Source organism: Variovorax sp. JS1663 (assembly GCF_002157355.1).
Lineage (GTDB): Bacteria > Pseudomonadota > Gammaproteobacteria > Burkholderiales > Burkholderiaceae_C > Variovorax.
In genome coordinates, this window is the sequence record NZ_LYMK01000002.1 from 199,378 (window position 1) to 221,827 (window position 22,450).

26 protein-coding genes are annotated in these 22,450 nt (G+C 71.0%); 7 read left to right on the top strand and 19 right to left on the bottom strand.

Features of this window, described 5'->3' with window-relative positions; all coding sequences use genetic code 11:
* Positions 1 to 2 precede the first annotated feature (2 nt).
* Positions 3 to 845, bottom strand: coding sequence for a symmetrical bis(5'-nucleosyl)-tetraphosphatase (locus tag A8M77_RS03175; RefSeq protein ID WP_086920091.1), 843 nt, complete (start codon positions 843 to 845; stop codon positions 3 to 5).
* A gap of 23 nt (positions 846 to 868) precedes the next feature.
* On the opposite strand from A8M77_RS03175, the gene A8M77_RS03180 reads away from it, so the two are divergent.
* The gene (locus A8M77_RS03180) at positions 869 to 2,185 is read left to right on the top strand and encodes a hemolysin family protein (protein ID WP_086920092.1); all 1,317 of its coding nucleotides are present in this window, start codon (positions 869 to 871) and stop codon (positions 2,183 to 2,185) included.
* Between the two features lie 12 nt (positions 2,186 to 2,197).
* Here A8M77_RS03180 and A8M77_RS03185 read toward each other — a convergent pair whose 3' ends face one another.
* From A8M77_RS03185 to A8M77_RS03205, 5 genes are read right to left on the bottom strand one after another with little or no spacing between them, the layout of a single operon-like run.
* Positions 2,198 to 3,529, bottom strand: coding sequence for an adenylosuccinate synthetase (locus A8M77_RS03185; protein ID WP_238136692.1), 1,332 nt, complete (start codon positions 3,527 to 3,529; stop codon positions 2,198 to 2,200).
* Positions 3,530 to 3,551: 22 nt separating this feature from the next.
* Positions 3,552 to 4,529 (bottom strand): hypothetical protein, encoded by a 978-nt coding sequence (locus tag A8M77_RS03190; RefSeq protein WP_086920094.1) that lies wholly within the window; start codon positions 4,527 to 4,529, stop codon positions 3,552 to 3,554.
* Between the two features lie 30 nt (positions 4,530 to 4,559).
* Entirely contained in the window at positions 4,560 to 5,534 is a 975-nt protein-coding gene (locus tag A8M77_RS03195; RefSeq protein WP_086920095.1) for a serine/threonine protein kinase, read from the bottom strand.
* Positions 5,535 to 5,565: 31 nt separating this feature from the next.
* A complete protein-coding gene (locus A8M77_RS03200) occupies positions 5,566 to 6,054 on the bottom strand; it encodes a thermonuclease family protein (protein WP_086920096.1) in 489 nt (162 codons plus the stop codon).
* A 38-nt stretch (positions 6,055 to 6,092) separates the two neighbouring features.
* Positions 6,093 to 6,998, bottom strand: coding sequence for a LysR family transcriptional regulator (locus tag A8M77_RS03205; protein ID WP_086920097.1), 906 nt, complete (start codon positions 6,996 to 6,998; stop codon positions 6,093 to 6,095).
* A 132-nt stretch (positions 6,999 to 7,130) separates the two neighbouring features.
* Here A8M77_RS03205 and A8M77_RS03210 point away from each other — a divergent pair, with 132 nt between their 5' ends.
* Together A8M77_RS03210 and ycaC are read left to right on the top strand one after the other, a co-directional pair.
* Positions 7,131 to 7,997 carry a pirin family protein gene (locus A8M77_RS03210; RefSeq protein ID WP_086920208.1) on the top strand — a complete coding sequence of 289 codons (867 nt, stop codon included), beginning with the start codon at positions 7,131 to 7,133 and terminating at the stop codon, positions 7,995 to 7,997.
* Between the two features lie 89 nt (positions 7,998 to 8,086).
* A complete protein-coding gene (ycaC, locus tag A8M77_RS03215) occupies positions 8,087 to 8,707 on the top strand; it encodes an isochorismate family cysteine hydrolase YcaC (RefSeq protein ID WP_086920098.1) in 621 nt (206 codons plus the stop codon).
* A gap of 142 nt (positions 8,708 to 8,849) precedes the next feature.
* On the opposite strand, the gene A8M77_RS03220 is transcribed toward ycaC, so the two are convergent.
* Positions 8,850 to 9,815, bottom strand: coding sequence for a LysR substrate-binding domain-containing protein (locus A8M77_RS03220; RefSeq protein WP_086920099.1), 966 nt, complete (start codon positions 9,813 to 9,815; stop codon positions 8,850 to 8,852).
* Positions 9,816 to 9,836: 21 nt separating this feature from the next.
* Between A8M77_RS03220 and A8M77_RS03225 the strand changes: the two genes are divergently transcribed.
* From A8M77_RS03225 to A8M77_RS03240, 4 genes are all read left to right on the top strand, one after another.
* The gene (locus A8M77_RS03225; protein WP_086920100.1) at positions 9,837 to 10,619 is read left to right on the top strand and encodes a tripartite tricarboxylate transporter substrate-binding protein; all 783 of its coding nucleotides are present in this window, start codon (positions 9,837 to 9,839) and stop codon (positions 10,617 to 10,619) included.
* Between the two features lie 7 nt (positions 10,620 to 10,626).
* Complete coding sequence (locus tag A8M77_RS03230) at positions 10,627 to 11,574, top strand: alpha/beta hydrolase (protein WP_086920101.1); 948 nt, start codon at positions 10,627 to 10,629, stop codon at positions 11,572 to 11,574.
* 14 nt (positions 11,575 to 11,588) lie between these two features.
* The gene (locus A8M77_RS03235; RefSeq protein ID WP_337590005.1) at positions 11,589 to 11,954 is read left to right on the top strand and encodes a nuclear transport factor 2 family protein; all 366 of its coding nucleotides are present in this window, start codon (positions 11,589 to 11,591) and stop codon (positions 11,952 to 11,954) included.
* A gap of 108 nt (positions 11,955 to 12,062) precedes the next feature.
* Complete coding sequence (locus A8M77_RS03240) at positions 12,063 to 12,707, top strand: hypothetical protein (protein ID WP_086920103.1); 645 nt, start codon at positions 12,063 to 12,065, stop codon at positions 12,705 to 12,707.
* Between the two features lie 68 nt (positions 12,708 to 12,775).
* Here the strand turns inward: A8M77_RS03240 and A8M77_RS03245 are convergent, their stop codons facing one another.
* From A8M77_RS03245 to A8M77_RS03300, 12 genes are read right to left on the bottom strand one after another with little or no spacing between them, the layout of a single operon-like run.
* Positions 12,776 to 13,348 carry an HD domain-containing protein gene (locus A8M77_RS03245; RefSeq protein WP_086920104.1) on the bottom strand — a complete coding sequence of 191 codons (573 nt, stop codon included), beginning with the start codon at positions 13,346 to 13,348 and terminating at the stop codon, positions 12,776 to 12,778.
* A 58-nt stretch (positions 13,349 to 13,406) separates the two neighbouring features.
* On the bottom strand, positions 13,407 to 13,967 hold the full coding sequence (locus A8M77_RS03250; RefSeq protein ID WP_086920105.1) for a helix-turn-helix transcriptional regulator: 561 nt from the start codon (positions 13,965 to 13,967) through the stop codon (positions 13,407 to 13,409).
* Between the two features lie 9 nt (positions 13,968 to 13,976).
* A complete protein-coding gene (locus A8M77_RS03255; protein ID WP_086920106.1) occupies positions 13,977 to 14,168 on the bottom strand; it encodes a 2-hydroxymuconate tautomerase in 192 nt (63 codons plus the stop codon).
* A gap of 10 nt (positions 14,169 to 14,178) precedes the next feature.
* Positions 14,179 to 14,967, bottom strand: a complete 789-nt coding sequence (gene dmpH / locus A8M77_RS03260) for a 2-oxo-3-hexenedioate decarboxylase (protein WP_086920107.1) — start codon at positions 14,965 to 14,967, stop codon at positions 14,179 to 14,181.
* Complete coding sequence (gene dmpG / locus A8M77_RS03265; RefSeq protein WP_086920108.1) at positions 14,964 to 16,025, bottom strand: 4-hydroxy-2-oxovalerate aldolase; 1,062 nt, start codon at positions 16,023 to 16,025, stop codon at positions 14,964 to 14,966. The genes dmpH and dmpG overlap by 4 nt, the downstream gene beginning before the upstream one ends.
* Positions 16,026 to 16,035: 10 nt before the next feature.
* On the bottom strand, positions 16,036 to 16,953 hold the full coding sequence (locus A8M77_RS03270) for an acetaldehyde dehydrogenase (acetylating) (protein WP_086920109.1): 918 nt from the start codon (positions 16,951 to 16,953) through the stop codon (positions 16,036 to 16,038).
* 13 nt (positions 16,954 to 16,966) lie between these two features.
* Positions 16,967 to 17,749, bottom strand: a complete 783-nt coding sequence (gene dmpE / locus A8M77_RS03275) for a 2-oxopent-4-enoate hydratase (protein WP_086920110.1) — start codon at positions 17,747 to 17,749, stop codon at positions 16,967 to 16,969.
* A gap of 22 nt (positions 17,750 to 17,771) precedes the next feature.
* The gene (locus A8M77_RS03280) at positions 17,772 to 18,596 is read right to left on the bottom strand and encodes an alpha/beta fold hydrolase (protein ID WP_238136693.1); all 825 of its coding nucleotides are present in this window, start codon (positions 18,594 to 18,596) and stop codon (positions 17,772 to 17,774) included.
* A 10-nt stretch (positions 18,597 to 18,606) separates the two neighbouring features.
* Positions 18,607 to 20,061: a 2-hydroxymuconic semialdehyde dehydrogenase gene (locus A8M77_RS03285; protein ID WP_086920209.1), complete on the bottom strand. Its 1,455-nt coding sequence runs from the start codon at positions 20,059 to 20,061 to the stop codon at positions 18,607 to 18,609.
* Between the two features lie 10 nt (positions 20,062 to 20,071).
* On the bottom strand, positions 20,072 to 21,004 hold the full coding sequence (locus A8M77_RS03290; protein ID WP_086920112.1) for a catechol 2,3-dioxygenase: 933 nt from the start codon (positions 21,002 to 21,004) through the stop codon (positions 20,072 to 20,074).
* Between the two features lie 23 nt (positions 21,005 to 21,027).
* Entirely contained in the window at positions 21,028 to 21,366 is a 339-nt protein-coding gene (locus A8M77_RS03295) for a 2Fe-2S iron-sulfur cluster binding domain-containing protein (RefSeq protein ID WP_086920113.1), read from the bottom strand.
* A gap of 10 nt (positions 21,367 to 21,376) precedes the next feature.
* Positions 21,377 to 22,435 (bottom strand): NADH:ubiquinone reductase (Na(+)-transporting) subunit F, encoded by a 1,059-nt coding sequence (locus A8M77_RS03300; protein ID WP_086920114.1) that lies wholly within the window; start codon positions 22,433 to 22,435, stop codon positions 21,377 to 21,379.
* Positions 22,436 to 22,450 lie beyond the last annotated feature (15 nt).

Below are 22,450 nucleotides of genomic sequence, written 5' to 3' on the forward strand. Positions count from 1 at the left end.
GTTCAACCGGGCTTCTGAGCCTGTTTGCAGCGCACCTGGATCAGCTCCCTCTCGCCGGCGGTGGCACCCATGCGCACCGCGCTCAGGCAACCGCCCCAGACGCAGCCCGTGTCGGTCGAGATCAGGTCCGGCCGCGAGACCCAGCCCAGCGTGGACCAGTGCCCGCAGGCAACCGTGACGTCCGCGCTGCGCCGCCCCGGCGCGTCGAACCAGGGCATGTGGCCCGCCGGCGCGGCAGCCGAGCCGTCCTTGGTCTCGAACTCCATCACGCCGTCCGCGGTGCAGAAGCGCAGCCGCGTCAGCGCGTTGACGATCACCCGCAGGCGTGCCATTCCCGTGAGCGAATCGCGCCATTGCGCCGGCTCGTTGCCGTACATCTCCTGCAGGAATTCGCCCCAGGCCGGGCCGCGCAGCACTGATTCGAGCTCCGACGCCAGCGCCAGCACGTCGGCCAGGCTCCACTGCGGCAGCACGCCCGCATGCACCATCAGCAGATCGCTGTCGCCGAGGCGCCGGTGCAGCGCCATCGGCTGCCGGCGCAGCCAGGCAAGCAGGGCCTCACGGTCCGGCGCCGCCAGCAGATCGGCCAGCGTGTCCTTGCGGCCCTGCTTGCGCGCGCCCTGCGCGACGCCCAGCAGGTGCAGGTCGTGATTGCCCAGCACCGTCTGCGCCGCGCCGCCCAGGCGCTGCACGCGCCGCAGGACGGCCAGCGAATCGGGGCCGCGGTTGACCAGGTCGCCCAGCAGCACCAGGTGGTCGCGGCTGGGGGAGAAAGCGATGTCGTCGAGCAGGCGCGCCAGGGCCTCGTCGCAGCCCTGCACGTCACCGATCAGGTAGAGTGCCATGGTTCTCATTCTCCCCCGCATACATGGATGTTTTCCTGCTGGCCTTGCTGACCACGCTCAACGCGTTGTTCGCAATGTCCGAAATGGCCCTCTCCACCAGCCGCCGCGCCCGTCTCGCGGCCCTGGCCGAAACAGGAGACGCGGGGGCCGCCGCCGCGCTGGCGCTGATGGAGTCGCCCACGCAGTTCCTCTCCACCGTGCAGATCGGCATCACCTCGATCGGCATGCTCAGCGGCATCGTCGGCGAGGCCGCCTTCGCCGCGCCGCTGGCGGACTGGATGGAGCACCGGGGAATGGGCGCGGGCACCGCGAGCTTCGTCTCGACCGCGGTGGTTGTGACCTGCATCACCTTCTTCACCATCATCTTCGGCGAGCTGGTGCCCAAGCGCATCGGCCAGCTGTATCCGGAGCCGGTGGCGCGCTACGTGGCGCGCCCCATGCACATGCTGGCCGCGGCCGCCAAGCCCTTCGTGCTGCTGCTGTCGGGCACCACGGCCGCGGTGCTCAGGCTGCTGCGCATCGACCTGAACGCCGCCCGCATGGTGACCGAGGAGGAGATCTCGGCCAGCCTGGAGGAGGGCGTGGATGCCGGCGTGATCGAGATGCACGAGCACCAGATGGTGCGCAACGTGTTCCACCTCGATGACCGGCGCCTGAGCTCGCTGATGGTGCCGCGCGCCGACATCGACTGGCTGGAAGGCGCCGACACCGTGGGGCAGGCGCTGCAGAAGGTGTCGGCCGACGCGGCGCGGGACCAGATCCATTCGTGGTATCCCGTCTGCCGCCAGTCCCTGGACGACGTGGTGGGCATGATCAGCGTGGCCCGGCTGCTGGCGCTGGGCGCCGCCCACGGCGCCAGCCTCGAGGACGAGGCGCAGCCCGCCGTCTTCGTGCCCGAGACCCTGACCGGCATGGAGCTGCTGGAGCAGTTCCGCGCGCGCGCCACGCGCATGGTCTTCGTGGTCGACGAATACGGCGTGGTGCAGGGCCTCATGACCCCGGGCGACTTGCTCGAAGCCATCACCGGCGAGCTGCAGACGGCCACCCAGGCCGATGCCTGGGCCCACAGGCGGCCCGACGGCGTGTGGGAGCTCGACGGCCTGATGCCGGTGGCCGAGCTGCGCGCGCGCCTGGGCATCCGCGAGCTGCCCGAGGAGGAGCGCGGTCGCTACAACACGGTGGCGGGCCTGCTGATCTTCGTCGCTGGCCACCTGCCGGAGGTGGGCGAGGAGATCGACTGCGCCGGCTGGCACTTCGAGGTGGTGGCGCTGGACGGCAAGCGCATCGACCGCGTGGTGGCCCGCTCCGCGGCGCCCGTGGCGCACGACAAGCCAGCCTGAGGGGCACCGCGCTCAGCCCGGCAGCGGGCTGAAGGCCTGCACCTGGCCGGGCAAAGGGCCGAAGGACCCGTAGCGCACGCGGCAGCCCGAGAGCGCCTCGATGCGCGCGATCCACTCGGCGGGCGTGGCGATCGGATGCGGGTCGTAGCGCGGCCGGGCGGCATGCAGGAGCCGGGTCAGCGCTTCCTGGTGCGCGAGGTCCTGGCCCTGGCTGCGTGGCAGGGCGCTGACCGGCTGCGTCTCATGCGGCAACTCGTAGGCGTCGCACCAGCGCAGGCCACCGCCGATCGCATCGAGATGGGTCGCCGCGAGTCCATCGAGCCGGCCCATGGCCGCCAGCGCATGGCGCCACAGCACCGCGTCGGGCTGGCCGCGGCGAAAGCGCCCCTGCCAGCCCTGGTCCTCGTTGTGCGGCTCGGCGAGGCGATCGAGCGCCGCATCCTGCGTCGGCAGCGGCCCCGCGCCATGGCGGGTCAGGTAGCTGCGCAGCACACCCAGGTGCTGCACGCGCGCGGGGATGCCGGCGTCGGCCAGCACCGCTTCCACGGCGCCTGTGGAGATGGTGCTCCAGCTGGTGTGTGGATGAAAACCCTGCCATTCGTCCAGCAGCACGCCCTGAGCGCCTTCGAAGAGCACCGTGCCGGGCCGGCTGAGCCGCGCGGCGACCGCATCGCGCCCGGCGGACGGGGCCTGCCGGAGGCAGGGCTCGACGGCGGCGAGCCAGCGGCGCGCGAGGCCCGGGTCGTCCAGCATCGCCCGCTCTTGCGCGGCGTCCGCCCCGGGGACCCATGCCAGCGCGTTGACCTCGGCCCGCAGCCGCACGCGCAGCGCCTCCAGCTTGTCGAGTGTCAGCGCGGCGCGCGCCAGGTCGCCGTAGTGCAGGGCCTCGTCCGGTGCCGCCAGGCCCTGGCGCACCGTCTCGCCGACACCCACGCCGCAGCTGCCGTGCGCAGCCGCGCCGCGCGCCCATTCGCGCAGCCGGCCGGCGGCCTGGTGGAAGGGCGTGGTGACGCGGCAGCGCGCGTCGATCAGCACCCGGGCCAGGCCGTCGGCCACGCCAACGCGCCGCAGCGCCTCCTGCTCGACGAGCAGCGCCGTGGGATGCACGACCACCGGGCTCGCCAGCAGCGTGCCCGTACCGGGGTTGAAGCTGCCCGCGCCGAACTGCGAGAAGGTGTGGTGCCGCCCGTCCGCCAGCAGCACGTTGTGCCCGGCCTGCGCGCCGCCGTTGAAGCGCACCACCGTGTGCGCGCCCCATTCGCGGGCGAAATGGTCGGCGTAGCGCCCCTTGCCGCAGTCGCCGAAGCCCAGGCCCAGCAGCGAGACATAGCGCGTGGTGCTCACCCGGCCCGGACCCTCCAGTCCATCAGCCGAAGAGCCGCTTCCACCAGGAGGTCCGCGCGGTGCCATTCGACGTGCCGCCGGTGTGCGCGCGCCGCGGTGCGTTCGGGTCCAGCACCGCCGCGTAGCCCTCCAGCGCATGGACCACCGCGTTGACGCGCTCGCGCGCCATGCCGTGCGACCCCATCACCTGCGCCAGGCCTTCCAGCCCCGGCACCGCCTTCTCGGTCAGCGCCACGATGCCGGCCGCCACCGCGCAGGCGTCGTCGGGCGAGTCCATGCAGATCACGTGGTCGCCCAGCAGCTCGCGCCAGCGCGGCTCGCAATTGCGGCGGCGCTGCGCATCGGGAATCAGGAAGAACAGGTGGCAGGTCTCGGCCGCGGCGGCGATGGCCTCCTCGATCGGGATGTCCTCGTCCAGCTTCTCGCCGATCAGCGCCTCCACCTGGTGGCGCGAGACCGCGGGGTAGGGCAGCTCGTCGCCCGTCATGAACAGGTAGCCGCGCTTGTTCCGCTTGGCCCAGCAGTCGAAGTCGGTGTGCTGCGCGATCACGTAGAAGGCCAGCTCGTAGCTCTCCGAGCCGCTCCCGCCGCCGCCGCCTTCCAGGTAGCTCCAGGTCAGCCACTGGTCCATCAGTTCGGCGGTGGACTCGTACTGGCCCACCTGCAGCGGCGCCTGGTCGGAGGTGGCGTCGCCGATCGCCATGAACATCAGCTGCGGATCGGCCACGCCGCAGTCGGTCAAGAGCTTCATGAAGTTGGGCAGCTCGCGGCGCGCCAGAGTCTGCGGGATGTCGCCCATCGAGCCGGTCACGTCGAGCGCGAAGGCGATGGCCAGCGAGTTCGGATGGTCCGCGTTGTCGCGCGACTCGCGCAGCATCAGGCCCTTGGGGTTCATCAGCGCATGGGTGGCGTCCTGCCGGAAGACCTCGGCGCCGGAGCGGCTGGCGCGATCGGCCACCAGGGCCGCGTGCGCGGCGTGCGAGTAGTTTCCGTAGCCCATGTTGCCGGTTCTCCTGTTGTTGGCGTTGGATCAGGTGCCAGGCGGCGGCACCGGTTCGAAGTGGACGAACTGCGGCGCGCCGAAGGCCGCGCGCGCTGCATCCGACAGCGCGGCCTCGATGCCGCGCGCGCCCAGGCGGTCGCAGGCGCCGGTGTTCTCGCTGCATTCGTGCAGCAACGTGGCCAGCGGACCGGGCGTGCGCGGGCCGAGGCCGGGCGCCGCGCCGTCCGCTGTGCCGTGCAGCAGGGCGCGCAGGGTCCAGGCCGACTGCTGGAGGTCGCGCGCGGCCATCGCGCGATCGGCATGCGGCCTTGCCTGCGACCAGCCGATCAGCAGCACGCCATGGTCGCGCGGATGCACCAGCGCATGCTCGGGCGCGAGGGCGCCATGGCACCAGCCGGCGTCGTGCACGAAGGCCAGCACCTCCAGCATGCGCCGCCAGATCCAGACCGCATGGCGCGGATCGATTCCCTGCGCATGGTTCCGGCGCACCGCTTCCAGGCTGCCCCAGAAGCCGGTCGGATGCCGCAGCGCCAGCGCCTCGCGCGCCTGCTCGCTCCAGCCCTCGGCCAGGCCGGTGCCGATGGGCTGCGGCAGCCGCCGCGTGAAGTAGGCCGCGCCCGCGACGTCCAATGACTGCAGGGCGCCGAGCGCCGCCGCCTCGCGGGCCAGCGCCTTCGCGCCGCGGTCGTCGAGCGCCAGCTTGAGGGTCACGCGCTCGGGCAGCGCGCCGAGCCGTTCGGCCAGCAGCACCTCGGCATGCTCGCCGCGGCCCAGCGGCGCCAGCACCCGGTAGTGCGCGCCGCGCCATTGCAGCAGGCGCCTGCCGCCTTCGTGCGCCTGCTGCGCGCGCCGCAGCGCTGCGCGGAAGTCTTCGCGCCGGACTGTCTCCTCGCCGCGCACGACGGTGGCGCCGCAGTAGGCGCATTCCACCGTGCGCCAGCGCGCCGCGCGGGGCAGCGGTGCCGAGCATTGGGGACAGCTGAGGGCGAGAAGCGCAGGCATTGGGGGCGAAGCCTATCCGATGACGCGCGATTCAGCGAGGGTGCGGATGCCCGGCGCGCCAACGCCAGGGTGGCACCGGGTTGCGGTCCGCCCACAGGCCGGCGCGCTTGCCCTTGGCCTCGAACTCGGCGAACGCGTACTGGCCGCGCTCGCCCGGCGGTTGTTCGTCCGCATAGCCGCGGGCCCACCACGCCAGGCCCAGCGTGAGCATCCCCAGGCCGGCATCCAGCGTCTTCGGGCAGCGCGCCTCGGCGCATGATTCAGGCGCCACGCGCACGCGGCAGACCCGGCGGTGATAGCGATCGTCCTCGCCGCAGTCCAGCCGCGCCTCCTTCCGGTAGGCGATGCGCGACAGCGCCTGCTTCGCGCGCCGGCCGAAGGGCTGGTTCAGCTCGGGCGCATCGATCGCATGCAGCCGCACGGTGAGCTGGCGGAAGGCGCCGGGCTCGCCGCATCGGACCTTGAGGGTGTCGCCGTCGCTGATGGCGACGACCAGGCAGAAGAGGGCAGCGGAAAACATCGGGCCAAAGGCCTCGATCCTAGCGGGCCGGGATGGGCTCAGTCCTCGTCGATCGCGTCGAAGCGCGCAGCCAGGAAGTCGATCAGCCCGCGCACGGCCGGCAGCAGCCCGCGGCGCGAAGCGAACACCGCATGCACGATCTCGCGTCGCGGCGCCCAGGCCGGCAGCACGCGCACCAGCTGGCCGGCCTCGATCTGGTCGCACACCATCATGGTCGGCAACTGCACCACGCCGACGCCCGCCACCGCCGCCGCGCGCAGCGCCAGCATGCTGCGCGTGACCAGGCGCGGGCCATGGTGGATCGCCACCTGCGCTGCCTCCGGGCCGAACAAGGTCCAGGCGTGCTCGCCCTGCGGCAGCCCGAGCGCCAGGCTGGGCAGCCGCGTGAGCTCGGCCGGCGCCTGCGGCGTGCCGTGCGCCGCCAGCAGCGCGGGGCTGGCGACCAGACACTGGCCGCGGTCGGCCAGCACGCGCAGCACCAGGTCGCTGTCTTCCAGCGGCGGCGGGCGCACCCGGATCGCGACGTCGATGCCCTCGGCGATCACGTCCACGCGCCGGTTGGTCTCTTCCAGGTGCACCTCCACCATCGGATTGGCCGCCATGAAGGCCGCGACCATCTCGCCCACCCGCACGTCCAGCAGCGCGACCGGGCAGGTCATGCGCACGATCCCGCGCGGCGCCGAATGGGTGAGGGCGACCGCCTCGTCAGCCGCCTCCGCCTCGACCAGCATGGCGCGGCAGTGTGCATAGTAGGTCTGTCCGATCTCGGTCACCGAGAAGCGGCGCGTCGAGCGCATCACCAACTGCGCGTCCAGTCGCTCCTCCAGCAGCGCGATGCGGCGGCTCAGCTTGGACTTGGGCATGCCCAGCGCGCGGCCAGCGGGCGCGAAGCCGCCGTGGTCCACCACCTGCACGAAGTAGTAGAGGTCGTTCAGATCGCGCATGCCTTCATCGTTCCTCGCATAGGACTCTGCAGGCGAATTCTGCCGTCTACCCATATCGATTCCTGGCACCTACTCTTGCCTCATGCATCGGGGACCCTCGTCCCCGGCTCGAAGGAGATGAGAGAGATGAGCATGAAGAAGATCGTCGGCGTCTACAGCGCCCCGCGCCCGCACTGGGTGGGCGACGGCTTTCCGGTGCGTTCGCTGTTTTCCTACCAGAGCCTCGGCGCGGAGCTGTGCCCTTTCCTGATGCTCGACTACGCCGGCCCGGCGCAGTTCGCACCGGCTGCGCGGCCACGCGGCGTGGGCGTGCATCCGCACCGCGGCTTCGAGACCGTCACCATCGTCTACCAGGGCGAGGTGGACCACCGCGATTCCACCGGCGCCGGCGGCCACATCGGACCCGGCGACGTGCAGTGGATGACGGCCGCCTCGGGCATCCTGCACGAGGAATTCCATTCCGAGGCCTTCACCCGCGAGGGCGGCACGCTCGAGATGGTGCAGCTGTGGGTCAACCTGCCGGCGCGCGACAAGCGGGCGGCGCCGGGCTACCAGACCCTGCTGGACCGCGATATCCCGAGTGTCGAGCTGGCGGGCGGCGCCGGCCGCGTGCGGGTGATCGCCGGTGATTTCGAGGGCCACGCTGGACCGGCGCGCACCTTCACGCCGATGAACGTGTGGGACCTGCGGCTCCTGCAAGGCCGCTCGACGCGACTCGAAGCGCCGCAGGGCCACACCCTGGCGCTGGTCGTGCTGCGCGGCGCGGCGCGCGTCAACGGCGGCGAGCCGGTGCGCGAGGCGCAGCTCGTGCAGTTCGGGCGCGAGGGCGAGGGCATCGACATCGAGGCCGACGCCGACGCCACGCTGCTCGTGCTGTCCGGCGAGCCCATCGACGAGCCGGTGGTCGGTTACGGCCCGTTCGTCATGAACACCGAGGCCGAGATCGCGCAGGCGGTCGAGGACTTCAACCGCGGCCGCTTCGGCCGCGCCCTTCACTGAGGCCCGGGCGGCCCCCCAGCCGGGGTCGCCCGGGTCCGGTGCGTGTCCGCCCGGCAGGGCGTTTTTCAACCAAGCCAAAGGAATCCACCATGTCCAAGCCCTACGCGCGCCTCGACAGGAACAACGCCGCCGTCCTCTTCGTCGACCACCAGACCGGCTTGCTCTCGCTGGTGCGCGACATCGATCCCGACAAGTTCAAGAACAACGTGCTGGCGCTGGCCGACCTGGCCAGCTACTTCAAGCTGCCCACCATCCTGACCACCAGCTTCGAGACCGGCCCGAACGGCCCGCTGGTGCCCGAGCTCAGGGCCCAGTTCCCCGGCGCGCCCTACATCCCACGCCCCGGCCAGATCAACGCCTGGGACAACGAGGAGTTCGTGCAGGCGGTGAAGGCCACCGGCCGGAAGCAACTCATCATCGCCGGCGTGGTGACCGAGGTCTGTGTCGCCTTTCCCGCGCTGGCGGCGCTGGAGGAGGGCTTCGAGGTCTTCGTGGTGACCGATGCCTCGGGCACCTTCAACGAGCTCACGCGCCACTCGGCCTGGGACCGCATGACCGCCGCCGGCGCCCAGCTGATGACCTGGTTCGGCGTGGCCTGCGAGCTGCACCGCGACTGGCGCAACGACGTCGAGGGGCTGGGCACGCTGTTCGCCAACCACATCCCCGACTACCGCAACCTGATGACCAGCTACCGCACGCTGGCGAAGTAAGACAGCACCCCCCAGGAGCCCGCCATGCTCAACTGCCTCGCCCGGCGCGGTGTTCCCGCCCTACCGGCTGCTGATCGAGAGCTATGCGCGGGCGCAGGAAGTCGTGAAGAAGGGCGAGATGTTCGATTCGATGCGCGGCTGATCATCCTCTGTCCGGCACGGCATCGGCCGATCGCAATGCCTGCACCGCCTCTTGCAAGGCCTGCAGCACCCGCGCCAGCGCCGGGCTGGGCTCCTGCCGGTCCCACACCATCCCCACCGGTCCCACGTCGGAGGTCAGCGACAGCGGCAGTATCGACAGCAGCCCCAGTTGCTGGTAGTGGTGCGCCGCCTCGCCGGAGAGCACGCCGATGCAGCGGCTCTCGCGCATCAGCGCCTGGTTGAGCGTGGGGGAGGTCGACTCGATCCAGGCTGCGGGCGGAGCCAGACCCTGCTCGACGAAGGTGGCATCGATGGCGCGGCGCAGCGCCGTGTGCTGCGGCGGCAGGATCCACGGATAGACCGTGGCCTTGGCCCACGAGACGCTGGGGGTGCGCAGCAACGGATGCCTGCGGCCGGTGACGATGCAATGCGGGTCCTTGAACAGCGCCTCGCTGTGCACCTGGGCGCCGAAGGCCCGCTCGTCCAGGCGGCCCACGATCAGGTCCAGCTCGCGGCGCTCGAAGCGGGCCCACAGTCCGGCCGCCGTGTCTTCCACCACCTCGATGCGCACCGGCTCGGCCTGCGCTGCGAGCGCGAGCAGGGCGCGCGGCAGCAGGCCCGCGCTCGCCACCAGCATGCTGCCGATGCGCACTGCGCCCAGCGTGCCGGCCGCCACGGCCGCGAGCTCCTGCTGCAGTTGGCGCGAATCCGCCACCATGCGCCGCGCATGGCGCAGCGCCACCGGCAGGTACGGGCTGGGCCGGATCTGCCGACCGCGGTGGAACAGCGGCACGCCCAGCGCGGCCTCTATCTCCGCCAGCCATTGCGACACCGCCGGCTGGCTCGCGCCCAGTGCCTCGGCGGCAGCCGTCAGGCTGCCGTGTTGCTCGACCGCCAGCAGGATCTCCAGGTGCCGCAGCCGCAGGCGGCGCAGGTTCAGCGCCAGCTGGCGCGCCTCGTCGTGCATAACAAATCGCGATGAATCCAGATGAAAGAAAACAAGTCCGGCGCCAGCGGCAACATCGGCGCCGACAGCGTCGCGCGCTCGGCACCTGACGGCTACACGCTGATGCTCACGGCCGCTCCTTTCGCGATCGCACCCGCGGTGTTCAAGAGCCTGAGCTTCGACCCGGTCAAGGACTTCACCCCGGTGGCCCAGATCGCGAGCGTGCCGCTGCTGGTCGTGACCCGCGCCGAGTCGCCGTTGCGAAGCATCGCCGACCTGGCCGCTGCCGCGAAGAAGGACGGCAATGCCATCAGCTATGCGACCTTCGGCAATGGCGCCCCGCCGCACCTGGTGGGCGAGCGCATGAAGTCGCTGGGCGGCTTCCACATGACCCACGTGCCCTACAAGGGCGGGCAGGCGGCGCTGCCGGACATCCTCTCGGGCCAGATCGGCGTGGCCATCATGGACGTGGTCTCGATGACGCCGCTGATCAAGGCCGGCCGCCTGCGCGCGCTCGCCATCACCGGACCGAAGCGCTCGCCGGCCTTCCCCGAGGTGCCGACGCTGGCGCAGGCCAGCATTCCCTTCGACACGGTCGGCTGGTACGCGGTGTTCGGGCCGGCGGGCCTGGACCCGGCCATCGCGACCCGGCTCAACGCCGCGCTGCACAAGGTGATGGCCCGGCCCGACATGCGCAGCCTGCTGATCGACGGCGGCTCCATGCCGGTGGACCCGCAGACACCCGCCCAATGGGCGGCCGCCTTCAAGGACAACGTGCAGGTCTGGGGCCAGGTCGCGCGCGAGTCCGGTGCCTCCGTCGATTGAAGGTCCCATGCCGCTGTCTCCCGCGCTGTCTTCCATCGTTTCCGATGCGGCCGTGCACGAGGTCGAGATCGTGTGTGATCTGGTCTATGGCCGCGGCCTGGTGCAGCGTGGCCGGCCGGGCGGGCCGGTTGAGCGTGCGCTGGCGCTCGATCTCTACCGGCCCGTCGATCCGCCGCCGCCGGGCCAACTGCGTCCGGCCTTGATCCTCGCTTTCGGCGGCGCCTTCCACCGTGGCTGCAAGGAAGACGACGCCTTCGAGGCGGAGGGCGGCAACACCGCGGTGGCCGAGTACTGCCTGCGCTTCGCCCGGCGCGGCTACGTGGCCTGCGCGATCGACTACCGGCTGGTCCCCGAGGATCCGGAGCCCGGCGACACCCCTGTAGTCAACTCGCCCGGGCGTATCCCGACCTCGCGCGTGGCCGTGGTGCGCCAGCTGCTGCAGCTGCCGCCCGCCACGCCCGACATGCTGTGGCGCGGCATCGAGGCCGCCAGCGACGACATGGCCGCCGCCACCCGCTTCGTGCGACGCCAGGCCGATGCCTGGCAGGTCGACCCGGCGCGCATCGCCATCGGCGGCTTCTCCGCTGGTGCGCGCACCGCGCTCAACGTGGCCTTCGGCGAGCAGGTGCCGGTGGCGGCGGTGCTGGCGCTGTCCGGCTACATGGACGACGAGGACCTGGCACGGCACCTGGCACGCCTGCCCGGCCGCGGCCCGGCGGTGCTGGTGGTCAGCGCCGAGCACGACCTGGACTATGTGTTCGCCGCCGCGCCCGGCATGGCAGCCCGCCTGCGCCAGGCCGGCCTGCGCTGCGAGCAGGTCCAGGTGCCCGGCGTCGGTCATTTCTACCGCGGCGAGGCGGCCGCCCGCTACGATCCGGATCGGGGCGGCCCCACCACCGTCGAGGGTGCCATGGACGCCTTCCTTCGCCGGGCCCTGGGCCCGGTCCCCGGATGAACGAGGAGACCGCGATGACCGAATCCTTCCTCCAGGCCTTCGCCGACGCGTGGAACCGCCACGACATCGACGCCCTGATGCAGTTCATGACCGAGGACTGCGTGTTCGAGGCCAGCGCCGGGCCCGAGGCCTGCGGCACCCGCTTCGTGGGGCAGCAGGCGGTGCGCGAAGGCTTCAGTCGCGTCTGGCACGACTATCCCGACGCCCAGTGGCTCGGCGCCCGGCATTTCATCGCCGGCGACCGCGGCGTCTCCGAATGGACCTTCGTCGGCACCCGCGCCAGCGATGGCGTGCGCATCGAGACCAACGGCTGCGACCACTTCACCTTCCGCGGCGGCCGCATCCAGCTCAAGAACTCCTGGCGCAAGGCCCGGACCTAGCCTCGGGGCGTGTCGCGCCGGCGCCCCGGCGACGCAAAAGTCGCTTGGGAAAGTAACCATTTGTGTGATTCAATCGGCGGCGGAGTAGAGGACCGTCGAGGACATCCCATGAAAAGACTGCTGAGCTTCGTCTGCATCGCCACCCTCCTGGCCGGCTGCGCGACCCGCCCCAACGAAGGCCCCGGTTCCGGTTCCGGCGCGGATTACGTTCCCGTCGTGCAAGCCCCCACCAACGACCCGGCCGCCTATGAGGCGGATGTGGCCCGGTGCCGCACCTCGGCGGCCAGCATCCCCTTCCGCGCCAGCCAGCATGACGACGCGCTCTTCGTGCTCGACACGGGCGTCGTCGGTGCCGGCTGGATGGCCGGCATCCCGACGCTGAGCGGCGTCGCGGTGGTCGGCGGCCTGTACGCCTTCCAGCGCGCCGTCTACACCCCCGAGCGCCGCGTCTGGTACTCCAGGCAGGAAACCGCCATGCTCAACTGCCTCGCCCAGCGCGGTTACGTGAACCAGGACCCCAGCGTGCGCGTGACCTGGGTCCCGCCGGGGCAGCGCAGTGCCGAGGCTGCGCTGCGCGTGACCGGTGTGGACACCTACAACGCCGAGCAATTCGCCAAGGCCCGCCGCTGCAGCGTGCTGCCGATGGCGTCACTGGTCGAGAAGGGCCCCGGCTACGAGCGCCACAGCATCCCCTGCAGCAACGGGCAGGCCCTGGCCGTGCGCTGCGAGTTCGGGCACTGCCGGGCCGGGTAGGGCGCGCAGCCGCCTCCTTCAGCCCGCAGCCTCGCAGGCCGCGACGTAGCGCACGACCAGCGACAGGCTCAGCGACCGCCCTGCATGCGGCGGCGGGTGTCCTCGTCCACCAGCGCCCGGATCGCCTGGAACAGCGGCGCCGTGCCGGTGTGCTTCCGGCCGTAGCCGAGGTTGAAGCCGTAGTCGAAGTCGTCTGCGTTCGCGCCCTGGTTGTGCTGCAGGATCGTCTCCAGCTTGTCCAGCGCCTTCACTGCCTGCGCTTCGGGCGTGGCAGCGGCCTCGTACTCGTCCCACAGGGCCAGCACGTGGCCGCGCAGGGCGGCATCGAGGCCGCGGGTCAGGAATGCGAGGTCCTGTCGTTCATGCGCGCTCTTGTCCGGATGCGCGCCCTGGTCGATCGCCGGGATATCGCCCCGGATCGCCTCGCCCAGGTCGTGCACCACGCACATCTTCAGCACCTTCAGCAGGTCCAGCCCGGCCAGTTCGTCCTCGAAGGCCATCGCCATCAGGCACAACCGCCAGCTGTGCTCGGCGGTGCTCTCCGCGCGGCCGGTGGAGGTGTGGGCGCTGCGCAGCACGCTCTTGAGGCGCTCGGCCTCGCGCAGGAAGGCGAGGCGCGCCTGGATCTTCTCGATGTTCATCGGGCCGAGCCTAGGCGCATCGGCAGGGCGCGTCCACGCATCAAAAATGCGTGCAGGCTCAGAGCGTTTCGACCAGGCGCGCCGCCGTGCCGTCCGCCAGCGTGAGCCGCGTCCAGCGGCAGGTGCTCGGGTAGATGGGCACCTCCGCCGAGTCGTTGCCGCCACTGCCGAACTCCAGCGCCGGTGGCGCGAGCTGCTCGCGCCAGCCGATGGTCTCCAGTGTGGATTCCATGCCGACGATCTCCGGCGTCGCATAGCGCCAGAGCGAGCGGCCCAGCAGCTGCGCCAGGGGGATGCCGAACTCCGCCGCCCGCGAGGGCGAGCAGGCCAGCAGGCGGTGCGTGAGGTCGCACACCAGGTGCATGCCGCGCGGGCTCTCGGCCACCAGGCGGGCCAGCGCGCGGTCGGCCGCCGTGTCGAGCCGTGCCGCGAGCAACTGCTCGACCCGTCGGCGCTCGGCCGGCTCCATCGCCATGCGCCCGGCCTCCCAGCGCGAGATGGTGGACTGGGCCACGCCGAAGAGCTCGGCCGCGTGCGACTGCTTGATGCGGTGCAGGCGGCGCCAGCGGTGGAGGGCGGCTCCAAGGGAGAGCGGAGTGTGAGACGCGGGACGGGGCACGGGTGGATGCTATCGCCCCAGATCCTTCGCCGTCACCCCCGCAATCCCCCAGTTCTGCTTCGGCACGTCGTGCAGCCAGACGCGCACGTTCTCCTTCGGCGCGCCGACGGCATCCACGATCGCGAGCGTCACTTTCTCGATCAGCGCGCGCTTCTGCTCCTCGGTGCGGCCCTCGATGAGGTAGATCTGTGCAAAGGGCATCGTCCTCTCCTCAGGCAAAGCGCAGCCCGACGCTGCCCATGCCCTGCACCCGCAGTGTGACCGCATCGCCTGCTTCGACGGCCACCGCCTCGGTGATGCCGCCCGACAGGATCAGCGTGCCGGCGGGGATCTCCTCGCCGCGCGCGCCCAGGTGATTGGCCAGCATCGCGATCGCCGCGGCCGGGTGGCCCAGCACGGCGGCGCCGGCGCCGAAGGCCACCGGCACGCCGTTCTTTTCCAGCACGATGCCGGTGATGCGCAGGTCCACCTCGGCGGCCGGCCGCGCCCGGCCGCCGACCACGAAGCGCGCGGCCGAGGTGTTGTCGGCGACCACGCTCTTGAGGTCGAACTTGAAGTCGCGGTAGCGGCTGTCGATCACCTCGATGCCGGGCAGCACGAAGTCGGTGGCGGCCAGCACCGCGCCGATGTGGCAGCCCGGCCCCTTGAGCGCGCGGCGGGTGACGAAGGCGATCTCGGGCTCCACCTTGGGGTGGATCAGCTCGCTCACCCTGCACTCGGTGCCCTCGGGCAGCGCATGCGATTCGGCGAGAAAACCGAACACCGGGCTGGCCACGCCCATCTGCTTCATCTTCGCGTGCGAGGTGAGGCCGGCCTTCAGGCCGACGATGCGCAGACCGCGGCCCTGCTTGCGTGCGCGGATGGCGTCCTGGATGGCATAGGCGTCGTCCCAGTCCATCTGCGGATGCTCGTCGGTGATCTTGGGCGTGTCGCGCACGCCGAGCTCGCAGCCCTCCAGGTGCTCGGCGAGCGCTGCAATAGTCCGTGCGTCGAGCTTCATGCCGTCAGCTCCTGCGCGGTCTGCGCTGCCTGCGTTGCGCGGCGCGTGCGCGCCAGCGTGATCGCGGTGTCCTCGATCATGTCTTCCTGTCCGCCCACCATGCCGCGCCGCCCCAGCTCCACCAGGATCTCGCGCGCCGGCACGCCCCACTTCTGCTCGGCCCGCCTGGCGAAGAGCAGGAAGCTCGAATACACACCCGCGTAGCCCAGCGTGAGCGCATCGCGGTCCACGCGGATCGGCTGGTCCATGATCGGCACCACCCGGTCCTCCGCCACGTCCTGGATCCTGAACAGGTCCACGCCGGTGGCGATGCCCATGCGCTCGCACACCGCGACGAACACCTCCAGCGGGGTGTTGCCCGCGCCCGCGCCCAGGCCCGCGGCGGCCGCGTCGATGCGCCTCGCCCCGGCCTCCACCGCGGCGATCGAGTTCGCCACGCCCATCGCCAGGTTGTGGTGGCCGTGAAAGCCCAGTTCGGTTTCGGGCTGGAGCGCCGCGCGCACGGCGCCGATGCGCGCCTTCACGTCCTCGGGCAGCATGTGGCCGGCCGAGTCGGTCACGTAGATGCAATTGGCGCCGTAGCCTTCCATCAGCAGCGCCTGGCGGACCAGCGTCTCGGGGCTGGCCATGTGTGCCATCATCAGGAAGCCCACCGTGTCCAGGTCGAGCCTGCGTGCCATCGTGATGTGCTGCTCCGCCACGTCGGCCTCGGTGCAGTGCGTGGCCACGCGCACCGTGTGCACGCCCAGGCCGTGCGCCATGCGCAGGTGGTCGACGGTGCCGATGCCGGGGATCAGCAGGGCCGAGACCTTGGCCCGGCGCATGCGCGGGATCACCGCGCCCAGGTAGGCCTCGTCGCCGTGGGCCGGGAAGCCGTAGTTGACCGAGCTGCCGCCCAGCCCGTCACCGTGCGTCACCTCGATCAGGGGCACGCCGGCCTCGTCGAGACCGGTGGCGATGTCGATCATCTGTTCGAGCGACATCTGGTGGCGCTTGGGATGCATGCCGTCGCGCAGCGTCATGTCGTGCACGGTGACGTGTTGTCCTTGAAGGCTCATGGCGTATCTCCTAGGCGGCAAGGGCTTCAGGCTCGTAGCGGCCGGCGAGCATCGCCTCGGCGAAGAGCTCGGCGGTGCGGGCCGCGGCGGCGGTCATGATGTCGAGGTTGCCGGCGTACCTGGGCAGGTAGTCGCCCAGGCCTTCCACCTCCAGGTAGATCGACACGCGCCGGCCGTCGAACACCGGCCCGTTGACCAGGCGGTAGCCCGGCACGTACTGGCGCACCTCGGCGATCATGCGGTGCACCGAGGCGGTGATGGCTTCCTCGTCGGGCTCGCCCTCGGTCAGGCAATGCACCGTGTCGCGCATGATCAGCGGCGGCTCGGCCGGGTTGACGATGATGATCGCCTTGCCCCGCGCTGCGCCGCCCACGCGCTCCACCGCGCCGGCGGTGGTGCGGGTGAACTCGTCGATGTTCTTGCGCGTGCCCGGGCCCACCGAGCGGCTGGACACGGTGGCCACGATCTCGCCGTAGGCCACCGGCTGCACGCGCGAAACGGCCGCCACCATCGGGATGGTGGCCTGGCCGCCGCAGGTGACCATGTTGACGTTCATCGGCTGCTGGTCCAGCTGCGCCTCGAGGTTGACCGGCGGCACGCAGTAGGGGCCGATGGCTGCGGGCGTGAGGTCGATCATCAGCACGCCCAGCGCATTGAGCTTCGCGCTGTTCTCGGCATGCACGTAGGCGCTGGTGGCGTCGAAGGCGATCTGCACGCCGTCGGCCTCCACGTGGGGCAGCAGGCCGTCCACGCCCTCGGCGGTGGTCTTCAGGCCCATCTCGCGGGCGCGCTTCAGGCCATCGGATTCAGGGTCGATGCCCACCATCCACACCGGCTCCAGCACCGGGCTGCGCTGCAGCTTGGCGAGCAGGTCGGTGCCGATGTTGCCGGGACCGATCAGCGCGCATCGGATCTTCTTCTGACTCATGGGGATTTCCTCTTCAGTGAAAACGGACCGAGCAGCCGCCGAGGCCGCCGATGGACACGCGGAAGTTGTCGCCGGCCTTGGCCGGGAACATGGCGGCCAGCGCGCCGGAGAGCACCACCTCGCCGGCCTTCAGGCCGATGCCCAGCTGGCCCAGCGTGTTGGCCAGCCAGGCCACCGCGTTGAGCGGCGAGCCCAGCGCGGCCGCGCCGGCGCCGGTGGCGACGATCTCGCCGTTCTTCTCCAGCACCATGCCGCAGGTCGTGAGGTCCGCGCGCCGCGGGTCGACGGCGCTGTCACCGAGCACGAAGACGCCGCAGGAGGCGTTGTCGGCCACGGTGTCGGCGATCTTGATCTTCCAGTCGCGGATGCGCGAGTCGACGATCTCGAAGCAGGGCATCACGCACTCGGTGGCGGCCAGCACGTCGGCCGCGCCGATGCCCGGTCCCATCAGGTCGCGCTTGAGCACGAAGGCAATCTCGCCCTCGGCCTTGGGCTGGATCAGCGTCGCGCTGTCGATGGCCTCGCCCTCGTTCACCACCATGCCGTCGAGCAGGTAGCCGAAGTCGGGCTGGTACACGCCCAGCATGTTCATCACGGCGCGCGAGGTCACGCCGATCTTCTTGCCGACGACACGCTCGCCGGCCTCCAGGCGGCGCGCGATCATGCGCTGCTGGATGCGGTAGGCGTCCTCGATGCCGATGCCCTCGTGGCGCTCGCTCAGCGGCGCCACTGGCTGGCGCGTCGTGAGCGCGGTGTAGAGCTCGTCTCCGAGCTGCTCGATCAGTAGCGGGTCCATGTGGATCTTTCGTCGCGTTGAATCAGGGGCCTTCGGCCAGGAAGTCGCGCACCAGCCGCACGAAGCGCGCGCCGTGCTCGATCTGCGTCCAGTGGCCGCAGCGGCCGAACACGTGCAGCTGGCTGTTCGGGATCCACTGCGCCAGGGTGAGCGAGGTGGCCAGCGGAATCACCTGGTCCTCGCGGCCGTGCACCAGCAGCGTCTCGTGGGGCAGGGCGCGGATGGCCGCCTCGGGGCTGGCCATGGCATCGACCCAGCGCTGGCGTGGCGCCGGGAACATCGCCGCGAAGGACTCCTGAAAGCCGGGCCGTATGCTGGCCTCGTAGCGCAATTGCGCCAGCTCGTCGGTGACCAGGGCGCGATCGAAGGCGAACACGTCCATGATCCGGCGCATGGCCTCGAAGGAGGGCGTGTAGCCCCACACCGCATCCAGGCCCGGCGTGATCTCGAAGGGCACGCCCACGCTGCCCATCAGCACCAGCCGCCGCACGCGGTGCGGCGCGCGGATGGCCAGGGCGAGGGACAGCGCCCCGCCGAAGGAGTTGCCGACCAGGTCGGTGCGCTCGATGTCGAGCGCGTCCAGCAGGTCGAGTGCCTGCTGCACCCAGCCGTCCATCGTGTAGCGCGTAAGCGGCAGGCGTTCGGTGAAGCCGAAGCCCGCCATGTCCGGCGCGATCACGCGCCGCGTCTTCGCGAGCTCCGGCAGCGCCAGCCGCCAGTTGGCCCAGGCGCTCACGCCGGGGCCGGAGCCGTGGATCAGCAGCACCGGCGGGCCTTCGCCCAGGTCGTGCACGTTGGTGTGGAAGGCGCCGGTGCGCACGCGGCCGGCGATCTCGGGATGGTTCACCTCGCGCACCTCACAGCTTGATGCAGACGTTGCGGAGCTCGGTGTAGAACTCCAGCGAATGCACGCCGCCCTCGCGCCCGATGCCCGAGGCCTTGGCGCCGCCGAAGGCGGTGCGCAGGTCGCGCAGGAACCAGCTGTTGACCCAGCAGATGCCCACCTCGATCCGCCGCGCCACGCGGTGCGCCCGGCCGAGGTGCTGCGTCCACACGGTGGTGGCCAGGCCGTAGTCGGTGGCGTTCGCCAGCGCGATCGCCTCCTCCTCCGTGTCGAAGGGCGCGACGTGGCAGCAGGGGCCGAAGATCTCCTCGCGGATCACCGCGGCCGACTCGGGCAGGCCGGTCCAGATGGTGGGCTGCACCCAGTGGCCCTCGGCCAGCGCACCGGCCATCTTCGGCACGCCGCCGCCGGTGACGACGGTGGCGCCTTCCTTCACCGCCTTGGCGTAGTAGCCCAGCACCTTCTGCTGGTGCTCCCGGGAGATCAGCGGCCCGATGCCGACGCCGGGCTCTTCCGAGGGCCCCGGCTTCAGCGCCTCGGCCTTCGCCTTGAGCGCGGCGACGAAGCGCTCGAAGATCGGCCGCTCCACGTACACCCGCTCGGTGCCCAGGCAGACCTGGCCGCAGTTCTCGAAGGCGCTGCGCGTGATGCCGGCCACCGCCTGATCGAAGTCGGCGTCGGCGAACACGATGCCGGCGTTCTTGCCGCCCAGCTCGAAGGACACGGGCCGAACGCCCTGGGCCGCGGCCGCCATGATGGCTTCGCCGGTGCGCGTCTCGCCGGTGAAGGTGATCGCGTTCACGCCCGGGTGGCGCGTGAGGAACTCGCCGGCCGAGCCCGGCCCGAAGCCGTGCACCACGTTGTAGACGCCGGGCGGGATGCCCACCGCGTTCATCACCTCGCCCAGCAGCGTGGCGGTGGCGGGCGTTTCCTCCGAGGGCTTGACCACCACCGCGTTGCCGCAGGCCAGCGCTGGGCCGACCTTCCAGGTCATCAGCAGCAGCGGCAGGTTCCACGGGCACACCACGCCGATCACGCCCACCGGCGAGCGCACCGCGTAGTTGAGCGCCTGGCCGCCGTCGGGCGTGGCCATCTCGAAGCTCTCGGCAGGCACGTTCTTCACCATGTCGGCGAAGACCTTGAAGTTGGCCGCGCCGCGCGGAATGTCCACGTGCGAGGCCAGCGCATGCGGCTTGCCGGTGTCGGCCATCTCGGCCTGCAGGAAGTCGTCGAAGCGGCGGTTGATCTCGTCGGCCACCGCGTACAGCAGCTCGACACGGCGTGCCACCGCCATGCGGCCCCATTCGCCCGAGAGCGCGGCGCGGGCGGCGCGCACCGCCGCGTCGACCTCGGCGGCGCCGGCCTCGTGCACCCGGCCCAGCACGCGGTTGTCCACCGGCGCACGGTTCTCGAAGGTGTTGCCGGTGGCGACGAACTCGCCGCCGATGAAGTTGAGGAACTGCTTCATCGCCATGCCCTCAGGTCAGCACCGACAGGAAGTTCTCGTTGAGCTTGCGGTCGTGGTAGAAGATCGCACGCCCCAGCTCGTCGTCGGTCCACACCAGCGGCGGCTTGTCCGGGTAGTAGATGTAGCCGCCGGAGAAGACCTCGTTGCGGTTGCCGCTCGGGTCGAAGAAGTAGATGGTCTCGCCGCGCGTGATGCCGTGGCGCGTGGGCCCGATGTCCAGCGACACCCGCTTCTTGGTGATGATGTCCGCCGCCTTCAGCACCTCGCCCCAGTTGTCGAGCATGAAGGAGGCGTGGTGGAACTTGTTCTTCTCCGCGTGGCGGATGAAGGCGATGTCGTGCGGCTTGGTGCTGCAGGTCAGGAAGGCCGCGATCAGCATCTTCTCGGGGCCGGCCACCACCTTCTCGGCCAGCTCGAAGCCCAGCACCTCGGTGAACAGCTTCACCGTGCCGTCGACATCGTCGCCGTAGAGCAGGCAGTGGTCGAAGCGCGAGGGCGCCATGCCCTTGAGGTCGTCGGGCGAGACCTCGGGGTTCTCGTAGGGCATGCCGTTGCCCACCTTGTCCTTCTCGGCGAAGAGCTCCATCACGTGGCCGGTGGGCACGGTGAAGCGCAGGCGCCGGCCGGTCTTCAGGAGCTCGCCGGCCTCGACCCAGCCGATGTCGCTCGCGAGCCCGCTGGCCTTGAGCTCCGCGGCCAGCCGCTCCAGCGTGGCCGGCGAGTCGACGCGGAAGCCCATGAAGTCCATGCCGGCCGTGTCGGCCTCGCGCAGCACCACGCTGTGGTGGTCGTGCTCGTCCCAGGCCTTGAAATAGATGCGGCCCTGCGCGTCGCGGCCGGTCTCGATGAGGCCGAGCACGTCGCGGTAGTGCCGCAGCGATGCGGCCATGTCGAGCACGCGAAGCTGGACGTGGCCGGGGCGAAGTACGCCGGTGAGTGCCATGGTGAATCTCCTTGGGGTGGGTTTCAGGGGTGGGGATGGGGTGGTGGCGCCAGGTGGCGCTCGATGCAGCGGGCCATGCGGTCGACGGCGCGCAGGGCCAGGTCGCTGCGCGGGTAGGCGCGGCAGGCCAGCACGTAGCCCTGCGCCTCTTCCTCCGCGCTGACGTGGCAGCGGCTCATGCGCTCGCAGCGCGTCTTGCCTGATTCGATGTGCACCTTGCACACGCCGCAGCCGCCGCCGCGGCAGCCGACCGGGATGCCCTTGCGGCCGAGCTGTTCCATGCCGCCCAGCAGGGTCTGGTCGGCGCGGCAGCGGTACCGCTCCTGCGTGTTGCCGATGGCGATCGCGTAGGTGGTGGTCATGTAGCGAAGCTCACAGTGCCTTGAAGAGGGGGCTGCGCGGGGCAGCGCTTGCCGCGTCGGCGGCGGTGAAGAACTTCTCGGTGTAGATGTCGCGCTCGAAGAGGCGGCCCTGCATCAGCGTGGCGATGCAGGCCTCGGTCATCGGCGGCGGACCGCACAGGTAGGCCTTGTGGCCGCGGAAGTCGTTCGCAAAATTTTCCTTCAGCGCCTCGTGCGCGAAGCCGCGCGCGCCGGCCCAGTCGTCGCCTGGCGGCAGGTCCGACAGCACCGGGATGTAGGTGAAGTTGGGATACCGGTCGGCCAGCGCTTCGAAGAGCTCGCGGTAGTAGAGCTCCTCGCGGTTGCGCGCGCCCTGCACCAGCGTGATGGGCAGCCCGCAGCCTTCGGCCAGGAGGTCCTGCACCATCGACTTGGGGCTGGACAGGCCCGAGCCGCCCGCCACGAAGATCATCGGCAGCCCGGCCGACTTGCGCACGAAGAAGCGGCCGTTGGGCGCGGTGAAGCGCAAGGTGTCGCCGGGCTGCAGGTCCTCGTGCAGCCAGCCGGTGGCGCGCCCGCCGGGCACGCGCCGGATGTGCAGCTCGATCAGGTCGTCCTGCGGCGCGTTGGCGATCGAGAAGGCGCGCGCCCCCTCCACGCCCGGCACGTGCAGCATCAGGTACTGGCCGGCCTGGAAGGGCACGGGCTGCGCGGTGCGCAGCCACAGGCCGCGGATGGTGGGCGTGAGCATGCGCGCCTCCACCAGCTCGGCCTCGAAGTCCTCGAGCGGCAGGAACTGCGCGTCCGGGTCTTCGTCGATCTCGGCCTCGATGACGAGGTCGCCCTGCGCCATGGCGCAGCAGGCCAGGATCTTGCCCTCGTCGCGCTCGAAATCCATCAGCGCGAAGTTGGACGCATCGCCGTGCTCGCATTCGCCTTCGAGCACCTGCACCTTGCAGGTGCCGCAGACGCCGTGGCCGCAGGCATGGGGCAGCCAGACGCCGGCGCGCAGGCAGGCGTCGAGCACCGTCTGGCCGTCGCGCGCGGCGATGCCCTGGCCCAGCGGTTCGATCGTGATCTGGAAGCTCATGGCGCGCTCCCTGTC

Coding starts and splice junctions, on each gene's coding strand:
- A8M77_RS03255 (WP_086920106.1), bottom strand. CDS start 14,168: ATGCCCTTTGCACAGATCTACCTCATCGAGGGCCGCACCGAGGAGCAG.
- A8M77_RS03225 (WP_086920100.1), top strand. CDS start 9,837: ATGAAAGAAAACAAGTCCGGCGCCAGCGGCAACATCGGCGCCGACAGC.
- A8M77_RS03220 (WP_086920099.1), bottom strand. CDS start 9,815: ATGCACGACGAGGCGCGCCAGCTGGCGCTGAACCTGCGCCGCCTGCGG.
- A8M77_RS03210 (WP_086920208.1), top strand. CDS start 7,131: ATGAAGAAGATCGTCGGCGTCTACAGCGCCCCGCGCCCGCACTGGGTG.
- A8M77_RS03235 (WP_337590005.1), top strand. CDS start 11,589: ATGACCGAATCCTTCCTCCAGGCCTTCGCCGACGCGTGGAACCGCCAC.
- A8M77_RS03195 (WP_086920095.1), bottom strand. CDS start 5,534: ATGCCTGCGCTTCTCGCCCTCAGCTGTCCCCAATGCTCGGCACCGCTG.
- dmpH (WP_086920107.1), bottom strand. CDS start 14,967: ATGAAGCTCGACGCACGGACTATTGCAGCGCTCGCCGAGCACCTGGAG.
- A8M77_RS03290 (WP_086920112.1), bottom strand. CDS start 21,004: ATGGCACTCACCGGCGTACTTCGCCCCGGCCACGTCCAGCTTCGCGTG.
- A8M77_RS03205 (WP_086920097.1), bottom strand. CDS start 6,998: ATGCGCGATCTGAACGACCTCTACTACTTCGTGCAGGTGGTGGACCAC.
- A8M77_RS03200 (WP_086920096.1), bottom strand. CDS start 6,054: ATGTTTTCCGCTGCCCTCTTCTGCCTGGTCGTCGCCATCAGCGACGGC.
- A8M77_RS03245 (WP_086920104.1), bottom strand. CDS start 13,348: ATGAACATCGAGAAGATCCAGGCGCGCCTCGCCTTCCTGCGCGAGGCC.
- A8M77_RS03270 (WP_086920109.1), bottom strand. CDS start 16,953: ATGAGTCAGAAGAAGATCCGATGCGCGCTGATCGGTCCCGGCAACATC.
- A8M77_RS03295 (WP_086920113.1), bottom strand. CDS start 21,366: ATGACCACCACCTACGCGATCGCCATCGGCAACACGCAGGAGCGGTAC.
- dmpG (WP_086920108.1), bottom strand. CDS start 16,025: ATGAGCCTTCAAGGACAACACGTCACCGTGCACGACATGACGCTGCGC.
- A8M77_RS03175 (WP_086920091.1), bottom strand. CDS start 845: ATGGCACTCTACCTGATCGGTGACGTGCAGGGCTGCGACGAGGCCCTG.
- A8M77_RS03300 (WP_086920114.1), bottom strand. CDS start 22,435: ATGAGCTTCCAGATCACGATCGAACCGCTGGGCCAGGGCATCGCCGCG.
- A8M77_RS03230 (WP_086920101.1), top strand. CDS start 10,627: ATGCCGCTGTCTCCCGCGCTGTCTTCCATCGTTTCCGATGCGGCCGTG.
- A8M77_RS03180 (WP_086920092.1), top strand. CDS start 869: ATGGATGTTTTCCTGCTGGCCTTGCTGACCACGCTCAACGCGTTGTTC.
- A8M77_RS03190 (WP_086920094.1), bottom strand. CDS start 4,529: ATGGGCTACGGAAACTACTCGCACGCCGCGCACGCGGCCCTGGTGGCC.
- ycaC (WP_086920098.1), top strand. CDS start 8,087: ATGTCCAAGCCCTACGCGCGCCTCGACAGGAACAACGCCGCCGTCCTC.
- A8M77_RS03240 (WP_086920103.1), top strand. CDS start 12,063: ATGAAAAGACTGCTGAGCTTCGTCTGCATCGCCACCCTCCTGGCCGGC.
- A8M77_RS03285 (WP_086920209.1), bottom strand. CDS start 20,061: ATGAAGCAGTTCCTCAACTTCATCGGCGGCGAGTTCGTCGCCACCGGC.
- dmpE (WP_086920110.1), bottom strand. CDS start 17,749: ATGGACCCGCTACTGATCGAGCAGCTCGGAGACGAGCTCTACACCGCG.